We start from the raw sequence: 22385 nt of genomic DNA, 5'->3' as shown, positions 1-22385 counted from the left end.
CGCCACCGGGCCATTGTCATTAAGACGATTTACGTACGCGCAAATACCATTCGCACAGTAAACGCACCTGTTTACGGGTGTAGCCTTTTTCCATCATACGATCGACAAAATCGTCGTGTTTCTTCTGCTCATCAGTCGATGTTTTGGCATTAAATGAAATGACCGGTAGCAACTCTTCGGTATTGGAGAACATTTTCTTCTCAATAACCGTGCGTAGTTTTTCGTAGCTGGTCCAGTTCGGATTGCGCCCGCTATTATTCGCTCTGGCGCGCAGCACAAAGTTGACGATCTCATTACGAAAATCCTTCGGATTACTGATCCCCGCGGGTTTTTCGATTTTTTCCAGTTCAGCATTCAGCGACTCGCGGTCAAATAACTGACCGGTATCCGGGTCGCGATACTCCTGATCCTGAATCCAGAAATCCGCATAGGTAACATAACGGTCGAAAATGTTCTGTCCATACTCGGAATAGGATTCAAGATAAGCCGTCTGGATCTCTTTGCCGATAAACTCGGCATATTTCGGGATCAAGTAACCTTTCAGAAACTCCAGATAACGTTCTGCCTGCTCTTGCGGGAATTGCTCGCGCTCAATTTGTTGCTCAAGAACGTAGAACAGATGGACCGGGTTAGCCGCTACTTCCACGTGATCGAAGTTGAACACGCGAGAGAGGATCTTAAATGCGAAACGCGTGGACAGGCCGTTCATCCCTTCATCGACGCCGGCGTAATCACGATATTCCTGATACGATTTGGCTTTCGGGTCGGTGTCTTTCAGGCTTTCACCATCATAAACGCGCATCTTTGAATAAATGCTCGAGTTTTCCGGCTCTTTCAGACGGGAAAGAATCGAGAAACGCGCCAGTGTTTCCAGCGTGCCCGGCGCGCATGGCGCGTGGGTCAGTTCACTGTGATTAAGCAATTTCTCGTAGATTTTGATCTCTTCGGAAATGCGTAAGCAATATGGAACCTTCACGATATAAACACGGTCGAGAAAGGCTTCGTTGTTTTTATTATTACGGAAAGTCACCCATTCAGATTCGTTCGAGTGGGCGAGAATAATTCCGTTAAACGGCAGGGCGGAAATACCTTCCGTCCCGTTGTAGTTGCCTTCCTGGGTCGCGGTCAGTAGCGGATGCAGCACTTTAATTGGTGCTTTAAACATCTCGACGAACTCCATGATCCCCTGGTTGGCGCGGCACAGAGCACCGGAATAGCCGTAGGCGTCTGGATCGTTCTGGGCGTAGTGTTCGAGTTTACGAATATCGACTTTCCCTACCAGTGCTGAGATATCCTGGTTGTTCTCATCGCCCGGTTCGGTTTTGGCGATAGCTATTTGCTGCAGAATAGACGGCCAGACTTTCACTACACGGAATTTAGTAATATCGCCGCCAAATTCATGCAGGCGTTTCGCGGCCCACGGTGACATGATCGTGCCGAGATAGCGCCGAGGGATACCGTACTCTTTTTCCAGAATCTGGGCATCTTCCTGCGGATTGAACAGACAGAACGGATGATCGTTGACCGGACTGCGCTCACCGTTGGCGCTTAATACGTAAATAGGCACGAGCTGCATTAATGATTTCAGTCGCTCAGCAAGCGATGATTTACCCCCACCCACAGGCCCCAGCAAGTACAGGATTTGTTTCTTCTCTTCCAGCCCCTGAGCCGCGTGTTTCAGATATGAGACAATCTGTTCAATCGCGTCTTCCATGCCGTAAAACTCTTCAAACGCCGGATAGCGAGCAATAACCCGATTAGAGAAGAGCCGAGAAAGTCTGGGTTCCTGGGCCGTATCGACCATGACAGGCTCACCAATAGCCATCAATAGCCGCTCAGCCGCATTGGCATAAGCACTGCGATCTTGCCGACAAGTGGTAAGAAACTCCTGCAGTGTGAACTCTTCGTCCTTGGCAGCTTCATATCGCTGGCGATAGTGATCGAATATATTCATGGTATGCCGTCCTTTCGTTTTTTAGCACTGGTTAAGAGCCGTTCATATGAATAGTAGAGGCTCCCGGAAGAGGTAAACTGAACGACGTCTCTTGCTAAAACACAGCAACTCTCATGCCATCGTGAGAACAACGTGCCCGGTGATACACCTTCAAAATTAAGCGTAGATGGCAATTACGAAACTTGCCTGCGCGGCTTTCTGGTTTTCAATGGCATATCAACAACTCATCCATAAAAATTGCATAACTAATGTAAAGAATATTGTCGTCGGTAATGCAATATTTATTCAGGTGTAAGCCCGATGTCATCGGCGTCAGGAAAATTAAACAGTTACATTGTGAAATTAATACGCAAAAGGGTTGGGTTTCGATGTATTGACGGGTAAACTTTGTCGCCCGCTAAACATTTGTTTAAGGAATGATTAATTGTGAGCAAGCTCAAACTTCTGGCACTTGGAGTACTTATCGCGACGTCTGCAGGCGCAGTACATGCGGAAAGTAATTTCTCTCTGGGCGCAGGTGTCGGTGTCGTTGAACACCCTTATAAGGATTACGACACCGATGTTTATCCGGTACCAGTAATCAACTATGAAGGCGATAACTTCTGGTTCCGTGGCCTGGGTGGGGGATACTACCTGTGGAATGATGCAACGGATAAACTATCAATTACCGCTTATTGGTCGCCGCTCTACTTCAAAGCGAAAGACAGCGACAATTACCAGCTACGTCATCTGGATGATCGCAAGAGCACTATGATGGCGGGTCTGTCTTACGCTCACTTTACCCAGTACGGCTACCTGCGTACCACTCTGGCTGGCGATACGCTGGATAACAGCAACGGTATGATCTGGGATATGGCCTGGTTGTACCGTTACACCAATGGCGGTCTGACCGTGACACCGGGTATCGGTGTGCAGTGGAACAGCGAAAACCAGAACGAATACTATTACGGTGTATCACGCAAAGAGTCCGCGCGCAGTGGGCTGCGTGGCTATAACCCGAATGATAGCTGGAACCCATATCTGGAGCTGAGCGCCAGCTACAATTTCCTCAACAACTGGAGTGTTTACGGCACCGCGCGTTACACCCGTCTGTCTGATGAAATTACCGACAGCCCGATGGTGGATAAATCCTGGACGGGTCTGATTTCTACCGGGATCACCTACAAATTCTGATAGTGCCTCTTTTCAGGGCATTTTATGCACAAAAACAGGGCGTCACGCCCTGTTTTGCATTACGGTGATGCGTAACTTAACGTTTGGCAACGCGAATCGATTGGGCCAGGTGGGAAGGTCTCTCTTTGGTGACTTTTTGAGTTTCTGAGGCATAAGCCGTTTCTACGCAGACGAAAGTTTTGTAGCCATCATCCGGCATATCGCTCATGCTGACAGAAAGCGCCGGGCCAGGGTTCCAGCCAACGACGTTCAGATGATGCTGATGGCCTACGGCAATAATACGATTCAACGCTTCGTCATTAATCACACTGCAATCTTGCGGATTCAGATATACGCGGTCGGTACGATCCGGGAATGTCTGAATACCATCAGCCAGCGAGCCTTCCTCCGCATTATTTACTTTATCAATGAAACGATCGCCCAGGCCGCTGACGCTGACCTTAGCAATATCACCCACGTTAAAATAGGTATGCAGGGCTGAGGTAGTTTCAAATTCGCCATGTGCTTCAAGATCGATTTCACAGACTTTACCCACGCGGAAATGTGCTAACAGCGTAAAGTCGTGCGGCCAATATTTTTTCGTCTCTTCACTTTGTGTCAGTTCAAAAGTCAGTGCCACACCATTGGTATCTTCATTATGCGATTTCAGCGTCCACGGCAGGTTACGGGCAAAACCGTGTGCAGGCAGGCCTTGCTGTGCCGCCGGGCCAAACCACGGCCAGCAAACCGGCACGCCGCCGCGAATGGCGACACCATTTTTAAACGGGGTATTGTTGCTCAACCACAGAACGTCTTCCTCACCCGCAGGTTTCCACGAGAGAAGATGTGCGCCCTGTAATGCAAAAGAGGCTTTTACCTGGGGATGATCGACCACAATAAGGTCCAGTTCATCCAGTTTACGACGGGAGAGGACAGGGGAGATTTGTTCGATGACCGGAAGGGCAAAAATTTTCTTAATCATGACGCAGTCCTTTAACTTCATTTCATCAGCTAAAAAAAAGAGCGACCGAAGTCGCTCTTTTTAGATCACAGTGTCATCTCAACTTATTTGGAGATGTGAGCAATCAGGTCCAGAACTTTGTTGGAGTAACCGGTTTCGTTGTCGTACCAGGATACCAGTTTCACGAAGTTGTCGTTCAGAGCAATACCCGCTTTAGCATCGAACACGGAAGTGCAAACTTCGCCGTTGAAATCGGTAGATACTACGTCATCTTCGGTGTAGCCCAGAACGCCTTTCATTTCGCCTTCAGCAGCGGCTTTAACGGCAGCTTTGATCTGCTCGTAAGTTGCCGCTTTTTCCAGACGAACGGTCAGGTCAACAACGGATACGTTCGGAGTCGGAACGCGGAACGCCATACCAGTCAGTTTGCCGTTCAGTTCCGGCAGTACTTTACCTACAGCTTTAGCCGCACCGGTAGAGGACGGAATGATGTTCTGGGAAGCGCCACGGCCGCCGCGCCAGTCTTTGTGAGACGGGCCGTCAACGGTTTTCTGAGTAGCGGTAGTCGCGTGAACGGTGGTCATCAGACCTTCGATGATGCCGAAGTTATCGTTGATAACTTTAGCCAGCGGAGCCAGGCAGTTGGTGGTGCAGGAAGCGTTGGAAACGATGTCCTGGCCAGCATATTTGTCGAAGTTAGCGCCTTTAACGAACATCGGAGTGTTGTCTTTAGACGGACCAGTCATAACCACTTTTTTCGCACCAGCAGTGATGTGCTTACGTGCGGTTTCGTCGGTCAGGAACAGACCAGTTGCTTCAGCGACAACGTCAACACCAACTTCGTCCCATTTCAGGTTAGCCGGATCACGTTCAGCGGTAACACGGATTTTTTTACCGTTAACGATCAGATGACCGTCTTTCACTTCAACGGTACCGTCGAAACGACCGTGAGTGGAGTCATATTTCAGCATGTATGCCATGTAATCAGCGTCTAACAGGTCGTTGATTGCAACGATCTCGATGTCAGAACGTTTCTGAGCAGCACGGAAAACAATGCGACCGATACGGCCAAAACCGTTGATACCTACTTTGATAGTCATATATTCCACCAGCTATTTGTTAGTGAATAAAAGGTTGCCTGTAAAATTACAAAAACCTTACGCAGCGTCAAGCGGAATCGTGTCAATCATTGCGACAAATCAATCCTGTGCCTAAGCATTATGCGACTGACTCGCCTCACTCTTCCTTTGGGCTTGAGACCACATGGGGGCGGCGCCCCGAATTTTAAAGGGCAGTTGTGATAAAAATGTGATTTTTATCACAATTCAGGCACAGCCATTTCGCTGAGATCAAGTTTAGAACAAAATTTTGCCAGATAGTGTTAATGTTTTGTTAGTATTGGTCACGTAATGTGAGCGTGACTAAAGAGAGATGTGAGCAAATGGCTAACAAACCTTCTGCAGAAGAACTGAAAAAAAATTTGTCCGAGATGCAGTTTTACGTGACGCAGAATCACGGGACGGAGCCGCCATTTACTGGTCGTTTATTGCATAACAAGCGTGACGGCGTTTACCACTGTTTGGTCTGCGATGCTCCTCTGTTTCACTCCCAGTCTAAATATGATTCTGGCTGCGGCTGGCCGAGTTTCTACGAGCCAGTGAGTGAGAAATCTATTCGTTATATCAAAGACTTGTCACACGGTATGCAGCGTATTGAGATTCGTTGCGGTAACTGTGATGCTCATTTGGGCCACGTCTTCCCCGATGGGCCACAGCCAACAGGTGAACGGTATTGTGTTAACTCGGCATCGTTGCGCTTTACCGATGGCGAAAACGGCGAAGAAATTAACGGTTGAAAAAACGATTCAGCAACTTATTCCACAGGAGCGGGAAAATTATGAATCTTGATGATATTATCAACAGCATGACGCCAGAGATTTATCTGCGTTTATCGACCGCCGTTGAACTGGGAAAATGGCCCGATGGTGTTGCGCTGACCGAAGAACAAAAAGAGAACTGTCTACAACTGGTGATGCTGTGGCAAGCCCGCAATAATACCGAAGCACAGCATATGACAATCGACACAAACGGTCAGATGGTCATGAAAAGCAAACAGCAATTGAAAGAGGATTTTGGTATCTCGGCGAAGCCGATTGCCATGTTTAAGTGAGTGAATTGTCCCCTGTATCGATAATTGATAAAGGGGATCGCCTGATACTTATTACCCGACTGATCGCTGATTTTGTTTGTCTTCTTAAATATTTCCGATAGCCTTTAAGTCCTCTGAAACTCATTTTTCGTTAAGCATGGATTACTCCTGAATTTTTCTTTTTCGCATATCCTTATTGAAGGGCTCTATTTCAGGAGGTAATCATAAAAGCGTTTTTGCGGGTAAAGGTTTTTTAGTACTCGGTGATACCAGAGGATGAGAGGAGCGGTAAAACGTATCCTGCAACAGGACGTTATCTTTATGAATTCCGAATTGTACAGTTGTCGCCATTGATAGCGTGTAACAGGATAGAACGACTCGTTAGAATGCAACGGTGCAGAACGCGTTAATCACACTTCAGGGTATGACGGTAGTGTGGCTGGAGAGTATAGGTATAGCACACACAGAGGTGGGCTCAGGGAGTGGTGTTAATAGAAACACTAACAATATGATGAAATTACAGTTAGATTATTTGTTGATTGCGGCTTTACCATTGATGGTTTCTTGTTCAGGAAGTATGCATTATATTCCCAATGAACTGCCGTCAGCTAAATTTGGTACTATGTATGACGAAAAAGTTAATATATCAGGAGGATTGATTTTTATACTGGCTTATACAATACAACCTTCATCGGCAGGAATATATGACACTGAGAAATACATATTATTACCTTATCCGCGGAAAGAGGATACATTCACCGTTAAAAACGACGGTATAAGCGTAAAGTGTGCCGGAGAGACGGATGACTGGAGTCATATGTGTGAAACAATCGAAATAAAAGGAAAGATTAATAGCAAGCAAAATATTACCGTTAGACTTGAGGGAAGTACGTATGGAACATCATCCCCGGGTATAAAAATTGATAAAACGTTCACAATTCATATTGAAGACTGAAAATATTTTATCAGTAGCTATTTACTGACTGTGAGTCTATTCTATGCTAAAGAGAGTACAACTTACCATACAGAGTACTGGCAGATATATTGTTATTTGTTAATGATTTTTCGCCAGAAATGTATTCACCTTTATATGCAAACCATATGCGGATTACAAGTGGTGAGTCAAAATGAAAAAAACATATATTTCAAAAGTATTATTTTTATCAATTTTTATCTCCACACGTTGTCTGTCAGCAACAATCAATAATCTCCAGAACTGCGCCATTACCGAAGAAAAAGAAGTAACCTTGTTGTCACTAAAAACTATTGATGGCGATACGCCTTACCTGGCTTTCGATAACATTATTACTCCTGCATTTCTGGATGGTAGTATTAAATCAGGAGAATTGGTGCTGGCGAAATGTGTCAATTATGCGCTTATTTTTGCTCTTAGTTATGGCCCACCGTATATCAGCGGTTGTCTGGTGACTGGAGTAAAAGAAACTGACGAACAAAAAAAGGTGCCACAAGGTTTTTGCTTTGCGGAAAAGAATGCACCGGAGGCAGTCTGGTTTGGCAAAAATAATACATTACTGGTCATCAGGAACGTCGAGAGAATAGGAGAGTGGCAGGGGAAATACATTCTCTACGATAGTCGAAGGAATGCCCCCTGGGCTACGGATTCGCTTCCTGATATTGCGGGTTATGATATCTATCCATTAAATGCCCGATAATTATCTGAACCGCATTTTATTGTTATCCCTAAACCACCTCCTGGGGAGGTGGTGATTGATCCTGTAAGGCTATAGCCTGAAGAATGCCCATGTCGGAATATCTCTGCTTACTCACCACAAGTAAAAGGAAACAAACTGACATGGGGCTTTACAGAAGTTCATCACATGTATATTGGCGTTGCAAATATCACATAGTCTGGACGCCAAAGTACCGCTTTAGGATCCTGAGGGATAAATTGGGCAAGGAGCTGTACAGAACCATCTATATTCTTTGCGGAATAAAAGATTGCGAGGTTCTGGAGTTAAATGTACAGCCAGATCATGTGCATCTTGTCGTAATAGTGCCGCCAAAAATCTCAATATCTACTCTGATGGGGCACCTGAAAGGTCGCAGTGCAATCAGGCTCTACAATCGATTCCCGCATATCAGGAAGAAGTTATGGGGAAACCATTTTTGGTCGCGGGGTTACTTTGTCGATACAGTAGGCGTGAACGAAGAAATTATCAGACGATATGTGAGGCATCAGGAAAAGAAGGAACAAACACATGAACAGCAGATGGAGTTGCCAGAGTAGAAAACGGAATATGACATTCGCCCCCCTTATAGGGGGCATTCTGAAAAGCCACCTCCTCAGGAGGTGGTCTTTTACCAGGGAAAGATCACCGTGTGCCGTAGGCCAGGGAAAGATCATCAGAAGTACGCTTTTTGTACTAAATAATTCGCATTAAATGTTTAAAAATTGAGATGTTCCTCATTACCTAAAGCTGTTTTTTATTGCTTATACATGATCAAATACTCCTTGCATAATTAAGGAAAACAAAATGGAACTTAAAAAATTGATGGAACATATTTCTATTATTCCCGATTCCAGACAAGCCTGGAAAGTGGAACATAAATTGTCAGATATTATGTTTCTGACTATTTGTGCCGTCATTTCTGGTGCAGAAGGTTGGGAAGATATAGAGGATTTCGGTGAGACGCATCTCGATTTTTTGAAGCACTATGGTGATTTTGGAAATGGTATTCCTGTTCACGATACCATTGCCAGAGTTGTATCCTGTATCAGTCCTGCAAAATTTCACGAGTGCTTTATTAACTGGATGCGTGACTGCCACTCATCAAATGATAAAGACGTCATTGCAATTGATGGAAAAACACTCCGGCACTCTTATGACAAGAGTCGTCGCTGGGGAGCAATTCATGTCATTAGTGCGTTCTCAACAATGCACAGTCTGGTCATCGGACAGATCAGGACTGATGAGAAATCCAGTGAGATTACTGCTATCCCTGAATTAACATCTGGTAATGCTAATACACGCTAATGATTTTGGAGATGTATGAAAGCTATTTTATTTTTTATTTTCTTATGTTCATCATGTGCATTTGCCGATGAAACTAATTGTTTCAAACGTGGGGAGATTGATTCGCTTGTTACTGGTTTTTTTTCTTCTTCAGATAACTTTGGTTATGTAAAAAAAATGGCTACGGAAAAGCTAAAAGATAAACTTCCATATTATGAAGAAAATAATCAGATAAATAATATTATGAAACACGCCACGCAGATTATTTTCAATCGGGGAAATCCTGGTGATTATGAGTCATCTAAACAGTTTATAGATAATTATCCCAATATAAATAATTTCCCTAACAATGGTTGCGTTTGGAAAGTCACTTTTTTAACACCTGAGAAGATAAGAAAAATGTGTGATGATGATGGCGCTGCGGGATATTTTTTCGGTTTTATAAAAATAAATGGTGAAATTAAATTTAGTTCTATTTTAGGAATGGAGATATTACGTCCTGATGGTTCTTTTGTTTGTAAAGGTTTTGACCGCTATATAAAAGAATAAAAATCATATATATAATGTTGGGGCTAGATCATAACAATCCCTTTAAAAGATTATGATATAACGCCACTTCTAATGAATTATAGTAGTTCCTCAGGGAAAGATCACGTAACGCTGCTTTTTTTGTACTAAATAATTCGCATTAAATGTTTAAAAATTGAGATGTTCCTCATTACCTAAAGCTGTTTTTTATTGCTTATACATGATCAAATACTCCTTGCATAATTAAGGAAAACAAAATGGAACTTAAAAAATTGATGGAACATATTTCTATTATTCCCGATTCCAGACGAGTCTGGAAAGTGGAATATAAATTGTCAGATATTCTACTATTGACTATTTGCGCCGTTATTTCTGGTGCAGAAGGTTGGGAAGATATAGAGGATTTCGGGGAAACACATCTTGATTTTTTGAAGCAATATGGTGATTTTGAAAATGGTATTCCTGTTCACGATACCATTGCCAGAGTTGTATCCTGTATCAGTCCTGCAAAATTTCACGAGTGCTTTATTAACTGGATACGTGAATGTCATTCTTCAGATGATAAAGACATCATTGCAATTGATGAAAAAACACTTCGACACTCTTATGACAAGAGTCGTCGCAGGGGAGCGATTCATGTCATTAGTGCGTTCTCAACAATACACAGTCTGCTCATCGGACAGATCAAGACGGATGAGAAATCCAGTGAGATTACAGCTATCCCTGAACTTCTTAACATGCTGGATATTAAAGGAAAAATTATCACAACTGATGCGATGGGTTGCCAGAAAGATATTGCAGAGAAGAGACAAAAACAGGGAGGTGATTATTTATTCGCTGTAAAAGGAAATCAAGGTCGACTTAATAAAGCCTTTGAGGAAAGATTCCCGCTGAAAGAATTAAATAATCCAGATCATGACAGTTACGCAATGAGTGAAAAAGTCACGGCAGAGAAGAAACCCGTCTTCATATTGTTTGCGATGTCCTTGATGAACTTATTGATTTCACGTTTGAATGGAAAGGACTGAAGAAATTATGCGTGGCAGTCTCTTTTCGGTCAATAATAGCAGAACAAAAGAAAGAGCCAGAAATGATGGTCAGATATTATATCAGTTCTGCTGATTTAACCGCAGAGAAGTTCGCCACAGCGATCCAAAATCATTGGCACGTGGAGAATAAGCTGCACTGGCGTCTGGACGTGCTAATGAATGAAGACGACTGCAAAATAAGAAGAGGAAACGCAGCAGAATTATTTTCAGAGATAAGACATATTGTAATTAATATTTTGACGAAAGATAAGGTATTCAAGGCTGGGTTAAGATGTAAGATGCGAAAAGCAGCCATGGACAGAAACTACCTCGCATCAGTCCTTGCGGGGAGCGGGCTTTCGTAATCTTGCCCTGTATTATAAGTCAGATGCAGGAGAAATAATCAGATTTAAAGAAAGTATCGCTGTACTTGAAAATAATGATATGGGCTATAAGTGGTGAATCTGGAGTAACTTAGATGCATTGTCTAAAAGTATTCATTCGTTGGTTGAAGGGGGATTATCCTCTTAGTTTTACTTACTGGATAACGGCAATTTTGCCATCGATGATGATGGGGTTATTTTTTTATACCCTTAATTATCAAATGTTACACGCCACCATTGATATAGATATCGCTGGATATTTATCTTTATTGGTAATGCTTTTATATATCATTTATACCCCGCTTTCTCTTTGTGCAGTGTTTTGTAGTGCTATAAAATATAACGGCTTGATATTATGGAAAATTCTTGCCTTAATTATTGTGGCTCGGGGTGTTTTTTATTATTTTCAGATAATAGTAGGCATTGTGTTCTAAAAAAACAGACTTAATTTATATCCGGTGCTAAATTAAGTCTGCATTCAATCCAGGAGATCTTATTTATCCTAAAAAATTATCACTGCGTCTCTTCCCAGTCCGCCAGCGTATACAACGTTGCACCTGCAACTGACATCTCCATAAACGCGTTCGCACTGTCCTGTGGCTGGATATTCACGCCGCGACAACCATCGGTGATGACATTTACGCTATAACCTAGTTGCAACGCGTCCAGTACAGTGAACTTTACGCAGTAATCAGTAGCCAGACCCATAACGATCAATTCATTGATTTCATGGTTATGTAACCAGTCATCGAGTGCGGTTTTCTGCCGACGACCATTGTCAAAAAAGGCGCTGTAACTGTCGACTAAAGGGTTTTCACCTTTATGGAACACTGCTGCGATCGCTGTTTGCTTCAGTAACGGATGCAATTGCGCGCCTTCACTGTTTTGCACACAGTGATCTGGCCAGAAAGTTTGCGGCAAGCCGTCAAGTTGGCCCTGAGTATAACTCTCTACACCGTGCTGGCTGGCAAAGCTGCCGTGATTAGCCGGGTGCCAGTCCAGACTGGCGATAACCGGTTCTCCGCGTGACTGACACCAGTCCATCAGGCGATTGGCGACATCTACAGTGCTGTCGCCTTCTGGAACAGCAAGCGCGCCACCAGCACAGAAATCATTTTGTATATCGACCAGTAACAGGGCGCGATGGGTCATTACAGTCTCCTTAATCATCTGGCGTCAGTTCGCCGCGCAGGTTTTGGCTCATGGCCTTGCGAATAGTTTCGGTATCCAGTTCCTGGCTAAGCAGATAGTGTAGTTTGGTTAGCGTGGCTTCTACTGTCATATCCGCGCCGCCAATAACTCCAGCATGGGCAAGCGCGTTGCCGGTGGCGTACCCTCCCATATTGACTTTACCGGACATACATTGTGTCAGGTTAACCACTACAATCCCACGATCGCTGGCTTCTTGTAATTCTTGCAGGAAAGCTTTGTTTTGCGGCGCATTGCCCACGCCGTAAGAGCGCAGTATCAACGCTTTCACTGGTTGACGGAGGAAATTACGCACGACGTCAGCAGAAATCCCTGGATAAATTGTTACCACGCCGATTGGTTGTGGGGTAATCGGATGAACGATCAATGGCCCCTCGCTGTGCGGGGCAGGTGGTGTATTCAAACGACGAATATGGATACCCGCTTCCAGTAACGGAGGGAGATTTGGTGAGGCGAAAGCATCAAAACCATCAGCATGAGCTTTGGTGGTGCGGTTGCCGCGATACAGACGATTATTGAAAAAAAGCGTTACTTCATTAATCGGATAGTTAGCGGCAATATATAACGCATTCAGCAAATTAATTTGTCCATCGGAGCGCAGTTCTGCCAGCGGGATCTGTGACCCGGTCACTATGACGGGCTTACCAAGATTTTCCAGCATGAACGAGAGCGCAGACGCGGTGTACGCCATAGTATCGGTGCCGTGCAAAATGACAAAACCATCGTAGTTGTCATAATGCGCTTTAATATCTTCAGCGATATGTTGCCAGTCTTCTGGCGTCATATCAGAAGAGTCCATCAGCGGCGTATATTCATGAATGGTGAAATCTGGCATCTCCGGGCGATGGAATTCTGGCATCAGCGCCAACTGGCGTTGCAGATGGCCCGACACCGGAATATATCCCTGCTCGGAACGTTGCATTCCGATGGTTCCGCCCGTGTAGGCAACATAAATTGATTTCTTTTGCATGATATTGATATGAATGATATCGAAAGAGCGAAAGTATATACGCGAGGGACGGTAAGCGCACCTGGATACTATGCAGAGAGAAGGAAAGCGCGACGGAACGCCTGGAATGACGTTCCGTTGAAGCGGTTCTGATTAATCCACCAGCTCATAGGTCACAGTTGTCACTACCCGGACCGTTTTATTCATTGCGGCGGGATCGTCCTCGTCACTGCCGCTGGCGAGGATCTGAAAGACACCTTGTGATGCGTCGCTAATTGAACCAACCTGACTACCTGAATCTGTCGCAAATTGTAGCGCTGCATTTCGCGCGTCTTTTGTTGCGGCGGCAATCATCTCTGCACGAAGTGCGCCGATACCATTAAAACGATAGGCAATTTTACTATCAGCAATAGCGCCATCCGTCGAGATCTGTAATTCGTTAAGTGTAGCGACCACTTTTTTCATCGCTGCAATGTTATGGGTTTTTATTGCGATCGAGCCGTCAGCATTATAGCGAGGCAACGTTGGATCATCTTTGAGATAAAAGGAATCCGTCCGTTTGATGGTCCATTGACCCAGACTTAACTCTTTGTCACTAATGCCCAGCGCTTTGAACTCTGCAACAATTTTATTCTGCGCGTCTTCCAGTTTAGGAAAAAGCTCTGTCGGAACATTGCCTTTTTGTGTAATGGCAATGTTTAATTCTGCGGTATCGGCTAATACTTCTTTTTCCGAAAGCCCCCGTACGTTGACATAACGGTTATTGGTTTTTAAATGTTTAACACCATCGCCGACGAAATAACCACAGGCGCTGATCCCCAGTCCAAGGACAATAGCGGCAATTAATGAAGGTGCCTTATTCACTGATGATTCCTTATCAGATGCAAAATGAATGAGGCAATGAATGTAGTTGAGGCTGTTATTGAAAAATAGTCCGAATCAGGAGCGTGGCCGACAGCATATCGGCCACGTAATTGCAGGACCTAACGCACGTTGGCGCAGGTGAGACAAAATGCGTAACGGTTTTGTGGATCGTTAAAGGCCGCCAGTTTGTCGCTTTCGCTTTTCACGGTCGAAGCCACTGAGGCCAGCGGTGCAGGCAGCATGGCCTGGAACGTTTCTGGCAACATCGCCCGAACTGAACCTGACATGTTGTCCATCACTTTGTCAAAGAAGGTGGGTTCATCAACGTAATATTCCAGATGCCACTGCTTCAGTTTGGCCAGCTCCGCCGCTTTGGCAACCGCATCATCAAAATCACCGAGGCTATCAACCAGACCGTTGGCCTTCGCATCCTGACCAGTCCAGACGTGGCCCTGGGCTATTTTATCAATCTGCTCCGGCGTTGACTTACGCGCATCGGCAACCAGCGTGATAAAGCGCTTATAACCGTTCTCGATGCTCAACTGCATCATCTGCTGCGCCTCCGGCGGCAGAGCTTTGGTAATGGAAACATCCGCGAGTGGGGACGTAGAGACGCCATCAGTATGCACACCAATCGAATTCAGACTGTTTTCTACGGTGGTGATTACGCCGAAGATACCGATGGAACCTGTCAGGGTGCTTGGGTTTGCCACGATGTAATTGGCAGGCGTCGAGATCCAGTAACCACCGGAAGCCGCCATGCCGCCCATTGACACAACCACTGGTTTGCCTGCGGCTCTGGCTGCCGCCAGTTCAGAGCGAATCACCTCAGAAGCTGTAACGCTGCCGCCAGGACTATTTACGCGCAGAACAATCGCTTTTACTTTCGGGTCCAGACGAGCGTCGCGGATTTGCGCCGCAGTGGTATCGCCGCCAACATTCCCCTGAGTTTCTTCGCCATCCATAATTGCGCCATTGGCAAATACCACTCCAATGCTGTCGCCGGTATCAGCCGGCGTTTTCAGTGCATAATCGTAATAACTGATGGCGCGATAATTTTTATCTGCCTTACTCCAGCCGAACTCTTTGGTCAGCGCTTTTTCGATTTCGGCACTTGATGCCAGCGCATCGACCAGTTTGTTATCCAGCGCGTACTTCGCAGTATCGCCGCCGGTTTTGGTTAAACCATCAAGCAAACCTTGCGCGCCAGGGAATACCTGCTGAGCAGGGATCTGGCGGTTAGCGGCAACGGTGTTGAGATAGTTTTGCCACAGTTCACCAATCCAGCGACTATCAGCTTCACGGGCCGCAGGGGACATATCATCACGAATAAACGGTTCTACGGCAGATTTATACGTACCGACGCGGAACACATGGGTGGAAACTTTTAACTTATCCAGCAACGACTTGTAGTACAAACCGTTGGTGGCAAAGCCGTGCAGATCGACCACACCTTGCGGAGACAGCCAAATTTTGTTGGCGAAACTGGCGAGATAATATTGACCCTGACTGTAATTCTCGCCAATGGCATAAACCGGTTTACCGCTGTCACGAAACTCTTTCAGGGCTTTGCCAATGTATTGCATTGAAGGTTGATCGCCACCCGCAAAGTTTTTCAGATCCATTACGATGCCGGTGATGTTACGGTCATCTTTTGCCTGGCGAATGGTGTTAACGATGTCAAACAGCGAGTTTTCCTGTCGACGATCGGAACTGGCGCCAAGCAACTGGCGGCTTAATCTGCTAAAGCGTTGTGAACTGTCAGGCTTATCGACGATAACGCCGGAAATATCAAGCAGCAATGCGCCGCGGCCAGCAGTTTCTTTAGTATCACTATTACTCACCTGCATCCAGATCCCCACGCCAACCAGCACGAGAAAAATAAAGAACAGATTGAGTACCATCTCACGGACAAAGTTCAGCAGACGCCATGTCCATTTAAAAAATCCGGCAATAAATCGCCAAAGGGTTCGCATGTATTCTCCCAGACTAAACATTACACCTGTCGCAGGCGCGCTAGATGTGGTTATCGTAATGACCCAATCGGCACTTGTCAGCAGGAATCGCGGACTGTGCTGTAACAAAATCCGCTCTCGTGTTAATTTTGTGAATAAACATCACGACAGGAGTTAATCAAATGGATGCACTCGAACTATTGATCAATCGCCGTAGCGCTTCCCGCCTGGCAGAACCCGCTCCGACGGGTGAGCAACTGCAAAACATCCTGCGCGCCGGGATGCGAGCACCAGATCATAAGTCCATGCAACCGTGGCATTTTTTTGTGATTGAAGGGGAAGGGCGCGAGCGTTTCAGCGCTGTTCTGGAGCAGGGAGCGATTGCTGCCGGTAGCGATGGCAAAGCTATCGACAAAGCCCGTAATGCGCCGTTCCGTGCACCGCTCATCATAACGGTGGTGGCGAAATGTGAAGAAAATCATAAAGTCCCGCGCTGGGAACAGGAAATGTCTGCCGGATGCGCGGTGATGGCAATGCAAATGGCGGCGATCGCCCAGGGGTTTGGCGGCATCTGGCGCAGTGGTGCGTTAACTGAAAGCCCGGTAGTGCGCGAAGCATTCGGTTGTCGGAAGCAGGATAAAATTGTTGGATTCCTCTACCTCGGTACGCCGCAACTGAAAGCGTCCTCGTCGATAAACGTCCCGGACCCAACGCCGTTTGTGACTTATTTCTGATAATAACCGCGAAACTGTCTGGATTGTGAGCAAAGGCGCAGGAATTCAGACACTCTCACTTATCACGTCACGGAATGAGGGTTACCATACCCGGATTGCATTGACAGGAGATGTCCATGAGCGAGAACTCGATTCGTTTGACCCAATACAGCCACGGCGCTGGCTGTGGCTGTAAAATTTCCCCAAAAGTGCTGGAAACCATCCTGCACAGCGAGCAGGCGAAGTTTGTTGATCCGAATTTGCTTGTGGGTAATGAAACCCGCGACGATGCGGCGGTGTACGATCTGGGCAATGGCACCAGCGTTATCAGCACCACCGACTTCTTTATGCCGATCGTTGATAATCCTTTCGATTTTGGTCGTATTGCTGCGACTAACGCCATCAGCGATATCTTCGCGATGGGGGGTAAACCGATTATGGCGATTGCGATCCTCGGCTGGCCGATTAGTAAACTTTCCCCGGAAATTGCTCGTGAAGTGACCGAAGGTGGTCGTTATGCATGCCGTCAGGCGGGGATTGCGCTGGCAGGCGGTCACTCCATTGATGCCCCGGAACCGATTTTCGGTCTGGCAGTGACGGGGATCGTCCCAACTGAACGAGTGAAGAAAAACAGTACCGCACAGGCCGGATGCAAATTGTTCCTCACTAAACCGCTGGGAATTGGCGTTCTCACCACTGCCGAGAAGAAATCACTGCTGAAGCCGGAACATCAGGGCCTGGCGACGGAAGTCATGTGCCGAATGAACATCGCAGGCGCCTCCTTTGCCAACATTGAAGGCGTAAAAGCGATGACCGACGTCACGGGATTTGGTCTGCTGGGGCATTTGAGTGAAATGTGTCAGGGTGCAGGCGTCCAGGCGCGCGTGAACTACGAAGCAATTCCGAAACTGCCGGGCGTAGAAGAGTACATTAAGCTGGGCGCAGTGCCTGGCGGCACCGAACGCAACTTCGCCAGCTACGGTCATCTGATGGGCGAAATGCCGCGTGAAGTGCGTGATCTGCTGTGCGATCCGCAAACTTCCGGCGGTTTGTTGCTGGCTGTTATGCCAGAAGCAGAAAACGAGGTTAAAGCTACCGCAGCCGAATTTGGTATTGAACTGACGGCGATTGGCGAGCTGGTGCCTGCGCGTGGTGGTCGTGCCATGGTTGAGATCCGTTAATTCAATGCGGTTGTTTATTGCCGAAAAACCGAGTCTGGCGCGCGCTATTGCCGATGTCTTGCCGAAACCGCACCGTAAAGGCGATGGCTTTATCGAATGCGGCAATGGTCAAGTGGTGACCTGGTGTATTGGTCACCTGCTTGAGCAGGCGCAGCCAGATGTCTACGACAGCCGCTATGCGCGCTGGAATCTGGCGGATCTGCCGATTGTCCCGGAAAAGTGGCAGTTGCAGCCGCGGCCTTCCGTGACTAAACAACTTAACGTCATCAAACGCCTTTTGCACGAAGCCAGCGAAGTCATTCATGCCGGAGACCCGGATCGTGAAGGGCAATTGCTGGTAGATGAAGTGCTGGATTATCTGCAACTGGCGCCGGAAAAGCGCCAGCAAGTTCAGCGTTGTTTAATTAACGACCTGAACCCGCAGGCCGTTGAACGGGCGATTGAGCGTCTTCGTTCCAACAGCGAGTTTGTACCGTTGTGCGTGTCTGCGCTGGCGCGGGCGCGTGCCGACTGGTTGTACGGCATCAATATGACTCGTGCGTACACCATTCTGGGACGTAATGCGGGTTATCAGGGCGTGCTTTCCGTTGGGCGCGTACAGACGCCAGTGCTTGGGCTGGTGGTGCGCCGCGACGAAGAAATTGAACACTTTGTGGCGAAAGATTTCTTTGAAGTCAAAGCGCATATTGTGACGCCTGCCGATGAGCGGTTTACCGCTATCTGGCAGCCGAGCGAAGCGTGTGAGCCGTACCAGGATGAAGAAGGGCGCTTGTTGCATCGTCCATTGGCGGAGCATGTGGTTAACCGCATCAGTGGTCAGCCAGCGATTGTCACCAGCTATAACGATAAACGGGAATCAGAATCAGCACCGCTGCCGTTTTCGCTTTCGACATTACAGATTGAAGCGGCAAAGCGTTTTGGGCTGAGTGCGCAGAACGTGCTTGATATCTGTCAGAAATTGTACGAAACCCACAAGCTGATTACTTATCCGCGTTCCGATTGTCGTTATTTGCCGGAAGAACATTTCGCCGGACGTCATGCGGTGATGAATGCCATCGGCGTTCATGCGCCGGATCTTCTGCCACAGCCAGTAGTTGACCCGGATATACGTAATCGCTGCTGGGATGACAAAAAGGTGGATGCGCACCACGCTATCATCCCGACCGCTCGCAGTTCTGCCATCAACCTGACGGAGAACGAGTCGAAGATCTATAGCCTGATTGCCCGTCAGTATCTGATGCAATTCTGCCCGGATGCCGTGTTCCGTAAATGTGTTATCGAACTGGAAATCGCCAAAGGCAAATTTGTTGCGAAAGCCCGTTTTCTTGCTGAAGCAGGTTGGCGTACGCTGTTAGGTAGCAAAGAGCGCGATGAAGAAAACGACGGTACGCCGCTGCCTGTAGTAGCGAAGGGCGATGAGCTGCTGTGCGAGAAAGGTGAAGTGGTGGAGCGGCAAACCCAGCCGCCACGTCATTTCACAGACGCGACGCTGCTTTCGGCAATGACCGGGATCGCGCGCTTTGTGCAGGACAAAGATCTGAAAAAGATCCTTCGTGCCACCGATGGGCTGGGGACAGAAGCGACTCGCGCCGGGATTATTGAACTGCTGTTCAAGCGTGGCTTCCTGACCAAAAAAGGGCGCTATATCCACTCCACTGACGCCGGAAAAGCGTTATTCCATTCGTTGCCTGAAATGGCCACGCGACCGGATATGACCGCGCACTGGGAATCGGTACTGACACAAATCAGCGAAAAACAGTGTCGCTACCAGGACTTTATGCAGCCGCTGGTGGGAACGTTGTATCAGTTGATTGATCAGGCAAAACGTACACCGGTACGGCAGTTTCGTGGCATAGTGGCCCCGGGCAGTGGTGAAGAGAAGAAAAAGGCTTCACCGCGCAAGCGAACGTCGAAAAAAAGCCCGCCATCGGAAGAGGCCGGTAATGGAGCGATAATATAATGCGTTAATGCAGAAGGTTTTCGTAGGCCGGATAAGGTATTCACGCCGCATCCGGCACAAATGCCTGATGCGACGCTTGCGCGTCTTATCAGGCCTACAGATATCTGTTCTCAGATTCAGAAGATTTTCGTAGGCCAGACAAGGCTTTCACGCCTCATCCGGCAAAGTTGTCTGATGACTTAAATCACCCCTTGCGCCAGCATAGCATCGGCAACCTTCACAAAGCCGGCAATGTTCGCGCCTTGTACGTAGTTGGTTTGCTTTCCTTCGCCGCCGTGTTCAACACAAGCATGGTGGATATCTAGCATGATGTGATGCAAACGCGCATCAACTTTCTCGGCTTTCCAGCCCAGACGCGCAGCGTTTTGCGCCATTTCCAGCCCCGATGTTGCTACGCCGCCAGCGTTAGCCGCTTTACCTGGTGCAAATAGTACGCCTGCCTGCTGGAATAGCTCGGTCGCTTCGATGGTGGTAGGCATGTTTGCCCCTTCGGCGACCGCCTTAACGCCATTGGCGATAAGCTGATGTGCGGCGTCAACGTCCAGCTCGTTCTGGGTCGCACATGGCAAGGCGATATCAACCGGCACGGACCACGGCTGTTTGCCTTCAAGATAGACCAGACCAAATTCTTTGGCGTAATCTGCTACGCGACCGTCACGGCTGGCCTTGATTTCAATAAGACGTGCCAGTTTCTCTTTGGTAAATCCGCTTTCATCAACCACGGTGCCGCTGGAGTCTGATGCGGTAATTACGCGTGCGCCAAATTCCATCGCTTTTTCGATAGCGTACTGAGCGACGTTGCCGGAACCTGAAACGGAAACGCGCATCCCTTCAAAACCCATACCGTGGCGTTTCAGCATCGCTTCTGTGAAATAAACCAGACCGTAACCGGTGGCTTCCGGGCGAATCAAGCTGCCGCCAAAAGAAAGCCCCTTACCGGTAAAGACGCAGGCGGTGTTGTTGGAGAGCTTTTTCATCATCCCTGCCATAAAGCCGACTTCACGGCCACCAACGCCGATATCGCCCGCCGGAACGTCGGTATCTGCACCCAGGTGACGATACAGCTCGGTCATTAACGCCTGACAGAAACGCATCACTTCGCCTTCACTTTTTCCTTTTGGATCGAAATCGCTACCGCCTTTACCTCCGCCCATCGGCAGGGTAGTCAGAGCATTTTTGAAGGTTTGTTCGAAACCGAGGAATTTGAGAATGGAGAGATTTACTGATGGGTGGAAGCGCATACCGCCTTTGTACGGGCCGATGGCGGAGCTGAACTGGACACGCCATGCGCGGTTGACCTGTACTTGATTACGGTCGTCAACCCATACCACGCGAAACTGGATCACGCGCTCTGGTTCAACCAGACGCTCCAGTAACGACATCTGGCGATATTTGGGATTTTGTTCAAGAAAAGGCCAGAGAGTGGTCATTACTTCACGAACGGCTTGCGCGAACTCGGTTTGATTCGGGTCGCGCTTTTGGACATGGTTGAGGAATGACTCCAGAGAATTTGTCTGATCCATAGATATAAAACCCTTATATATTAATACGATTGTGTTTGTGTTGTGTGCGTAAAGCGCTTTTGCAGTTTTCGACTATATCATCAAGAATGTGACGTTAAGCAAGAAAAAAATGACACCGGAAAGCAAATTAATAACGAGATGAATCTCATCACCAAATGCAATGACTCAGACGCTAAAGTTTTGCCGCCAGGCTACCGTTATCAGTAGCAGAGATAACAAAAACTAAGGAGTTTCCTGTGAGTCGAGCATTGTTCGCTGTCGTGTTGGCATTTCCGCTCCTGGCGCTGGCTAACCCGTATAATCGTTCGGACGTAGAAGTTAATGTGCCGGCGGAGGTGTTTAGTTCAGTTGGACAGTCTGCGCAGCCCTGTAATCAGTGCTGCGTTTATCAGGATCAAAATTATTCTGAAGGAGCAGTAATTAAGGCGGAAGGCGTTTTGTTGCAATGCCAGCGGGATGACAAAACCCTTAGTACGAATCCATTGGTCTGGCGGCGCGTAAAGCCATAAACGCCTGAAGTAGCGGAATATCAGCAGGGGCTAGTGGATGTTGCAATGCCTCTTCTGGCAGACACCAGATCAGTGCCTGATGTTCGTGCGCCCGTAACGTACCGAAAAACGCCGGTACGTGCCAGGCATGGAGATGAATCATCCGACCCGAAACTTCCCGCTGATGGCTGGCAATATATTCACCAATGGTCGCGTCGATACCCAGCTCTTCGCGTAACTCGCGTATCAACGCTTGTGGTTGGCTTTCTCCTGCTTCCACTTTCCCTCCGGCAAATTCCCATAATCCCGCCTGATCGCTTTGGGAGGAGCGTTGCGCGAGTAAAATTTTGCCATCACGTTCGATGATGGCGGCAACAACATCAATCATTTTCATAAATTACACACGGGCAGATA

The 22385-nt window shown here is 47.4% G+C and carries 20 protein-coding genes and 2 pseudogenes; 13 read left to right on the top strand and 9 right to left on the bottom strand.

Going from position 1 to position 22385, the window contains the following annotated elements; genetic code table 11:
- Positions 1–19: 19 nt before the first annotated feature.
- A complete protein-coding gene (yeaG, locus tag PS053_RS03940; protein WP_044708701.1) occupies positions 20–1954 on the bottom strand; it encodes a protein kinase YeaG in 1935 nt (644 codons plus the stop codon).
- Positions 1955–2380: 426 nt separating this feature from the next.
- Between yeaG and PS053_RS03935 the strand changes: the two genes are divergently transcribed.
- A complete protein-coding gene (locus PS053_RS03935) occupies positions 2381–3127 on the top strand; it encodes a MipA/OmpV family protein (RefSeq protein WP_000040215.1) in 747 nt (248 codons plus the stop codon).
- A 76-nt stretch (positions 3128–3203) separates the two neighbouring features.
- Here the strand turns inward: PS053_RS03935 and PS053_RS03930 are convergent, their stop codons facing one another.
- Both PS053_RS03930 and gapA read right to left on the bottom strand, forming a co-directional pair.
- The gene (locus PS053_RS03930) at positions 3204–4088 is read right to left on the bottom strand and encodes a D-hexose-6-phosphate mutarotase (protein WP_059234843.1); all 885 of its coding nucleotides are present in this window, start codon (positions 4086–4088) and stop codon (positions 3204–3206) included.
- A gap of 83 nt (positions 4089–4171) precedes the next feature.
- Positions 4172–5167 (bottom strand): glyceraldehyde-3-phosphate dehydrogenase, encoded by a 996-nt coding sequence (gene gapA / locus PS053_RS03925; protein WP_000153502.1) that lies wholly within the window; start codon positions 5165–5167, stop codon positions 4172–4174.
- Between the two features lie 341 nt (positions 5168–5508).
- Here gapA and msrB point away from each other — a divergent pair, with 341 nt between their 5' ends.
- From msrB to PS053_RS03885, 8 genes and pseudogenes are all read left to right on the top strand, one after another.
- Positions 5509–5922 carry a peptide-methionine (R)-S-oxide reductase MsrB gene (gene msrB, locus PS053_RS03920; protein WP_001284621.1) on the top strand — a complete coding sequence of 138 codons (414 nt, stop codon included), beginning with the start codon at positions 5509–5511 and terminating at the stop codon, positions 5920–5922.
- A 41-nt stretch (positions 5923–5963) separates the two neighbouring features.
- Complete coding sequence (locus PS053_RS03915) at positions 5964–6236, top strand: YeaC family protein (protein WP_002462272.1); 273 nt, start codon at positions 5964–5966, stop codon at positions 6234–6236.
- 487 nt (positions 6237–6723) lie between these two features.
- Entirely contained in the window at positions 6724–7170 is a 447-nt protein-coding gene (locus PS053_RS03910; RefSeq protein WP_235588449.1) for a hypothetical protein, read from the top strand.
- Between the two features lie 172 nt (positions 7171–7342).
- A complete protein-coding gene (locus PS053_RS03905; RefSeq protein ID WP_256878944.1) occupies positions 7343–7888 on the top strand; it encodes a hypothetical protein in 546 nt (181 codons plus the stop codon).
- A gap of 140 nt (positions 7889–8028) precedes the next feature.
- Positions 8029–8463 (top strand): IS200/IS605 family transposase, encoded by a 435-nt coding sequence (gene tnpA / locus PS053_RS03900; protein ID WP_256878986.1) that lies wholly within the window; start codon positions 8029–8031, stop codon positions 8461–8463.
- Positions 8464–8710: 247 nt separating this feature from the next.
- Positions 8711–9184: pseudogene (locus PS053_RS03895) on the top strand (ISAs1 family transposase); the annotation flags it as partial.
- Positions 9185–9226: 42 nt separating this feature from the next.
- Positions 9227–9739 (top strand): hypothetical protein, encoded by a 513-nt coding sequence (locus tag PS053_RS03890; protein ID WP_059238049.1) that lies wholly within the window; start codon positions 9227–9229, stop codon positions 9737–9739.
- A gap of 236 nt (positions 9740–9975) precedes the next feature.
- Positions 9976–11111: pseudogene (locus tag PS053_RS03885) on the top strand (ISAs1 family transposase).
- Positions 11112–11642: 531 nt separating this feature from the next.
- Here PS053_RS03885 and pncA read toward each other — a convergent pair.
- The 4 genes from pncA to sppA all read right to left on the bottom strand — a co-directional run bounded on the left by pncA (position 11643) and on the right by sppA (position 16127).
- Complete coding sequence (gene pncA / locus PS053_RS03880) at positions 11643–12281, bottom strand: bifunctional nicotinamidase/pyrazinamidase (protein ID WP_125059297.1); 639 nt, start codon at positions 12279–12281, stop codon at positions 11643–11645.
- A gap of 10 nt (positions 12282–12291) precedes the next feature.
- Positions 12292–13308: an asparaginase gene (gene ansA / locus PS053_RS03875; RefSeq protein ID WP_059216358.1), complete on the bottom strand. Its 1017-nt coding sequence runs from the start codon at positions 13306–13308 to the stop codon at positions 12292–12294.
- A gap of 132 nt (positions 13309–13440) precedes the next feature.
- Positions 13441–14151: an SIMPL domain-containing protein gene (locus tag PS053_RS03870; RefSeq protein WP_025238903.1), complete on the bottom strand. Its 711-nt coding sequence runs from the start codon at positions 14149–14151 to the stop codon at positions 13441–13443.
- A gap of 119 nt (positions 14152–14270) precedes the next feature.
- Entirely contained in the window at positions 14271–16127 is a 1857-nt protein-coding gene (gene sppA, locus PS053_RS03865; protein WP_025238904.1) for a signal peptide peptidase SppA, read from the bottom strand.
- A 161-nt stretch (positions 16128–16288) separates the two neighbouring features.
- Here sppA and PS053_RS03860 point away from each other — a divergent pair, with 161 nt between their 5' ends.
- From PS053_RS03860 to topB, 3 genes are all read left to right on the top strand, one after another.
- Positions 16289–16840 (top strand): NAD(P)H nitroreductase, encoded by a 552-nt coding sequence (locus PS053_RS03860; RefSeq protein ID WP_256878945.1) that lies wholly within the window; start codon positions 16289–16291, stop codon positions 16838–16840.
- Between the two features lie 116 nt (positions 16841–16956).
- Positions 16957–18000, top strand: a complete 1044-nt coding sequence (gene selD / locus PS053_RS03855; RefSeq protein WP_002462270.1) for a selenide, water dikinase SelD — start codon at positions 16957–16959, stop codon at positions 17998–18000.
- 4 nt (positions 18001–18004) lie between these two features.
- On the top strand, positions 18005–19960 hold the full coding sequence (topB, locus tag PS053_RS03850; protein ID WP_054410946.1) for a DNA topoisomerase III: 1956 nt from the start codon (positions 18005–18007) through the stop codon (positions 19958–19960).
- A gap of 179 nt (positions 19961–20139) precedes the next feature.
- On the opposite strand, the gene gdhA is transcribed toward topB, so the two are convergent.
- Positions 20140–21483: an NADP-specific glutamate dehydrogenase gene (gdhA, locus tag PS053_RS03845; RefSeq protein ID WP_000373001.1), complete on the bottom strand. Its 1344-nt coding sequence runs from the start codon at positions 21481–21483 to the stop codon at positions 20140–20142.
- A 236-nt stretch (positions 21484–21719) separates the two neighbouring features.
- On the opposite strand from gdhA, the gene PS053_RS03840 reads away from it, so the two are divergent.
- Complete coding sequence (locus tag PS053_RS03840; protein WP_059225257.1) at positions 21720–21992, top strand: YnjH family protein; 273 nt, start codon at positions 21720–21722, stop codon at positions 21990–21992.
- Here PS053_RS03840 and PS053_RS03835 read toward each other — a convergent pair.
- A complete protein-coding gene (locus PS053_RS03835) occupies positions 21952–22365 on the bottom strand; it encodes a pyrimidine (deoxy)nucleoside triphosphate diphosphatase (protein ID WP_000781856.1) in 414 nt (137 codons plus the stop codon). The genes PS053_RS03840 and PS053_RS03835 overlap by 41 nt on opposite strands.
- Between the last annotated feature and the right edge of the window lie 20 nt (positions 22366–22385).

The organism is Escherichia albertii, from assembly GCF_028622335.1.
Lineage (GTDB): Bacteria > Pseudomonadota > Gammaproteobacteria > Enterobacterales > Enterobacteriaceae > Escherichia > Escherichia albertii.
Note: the sequence above shows the minus strand (reverse complement) of the source record. Positions and strands in the feature narration are given on the sequence as shown.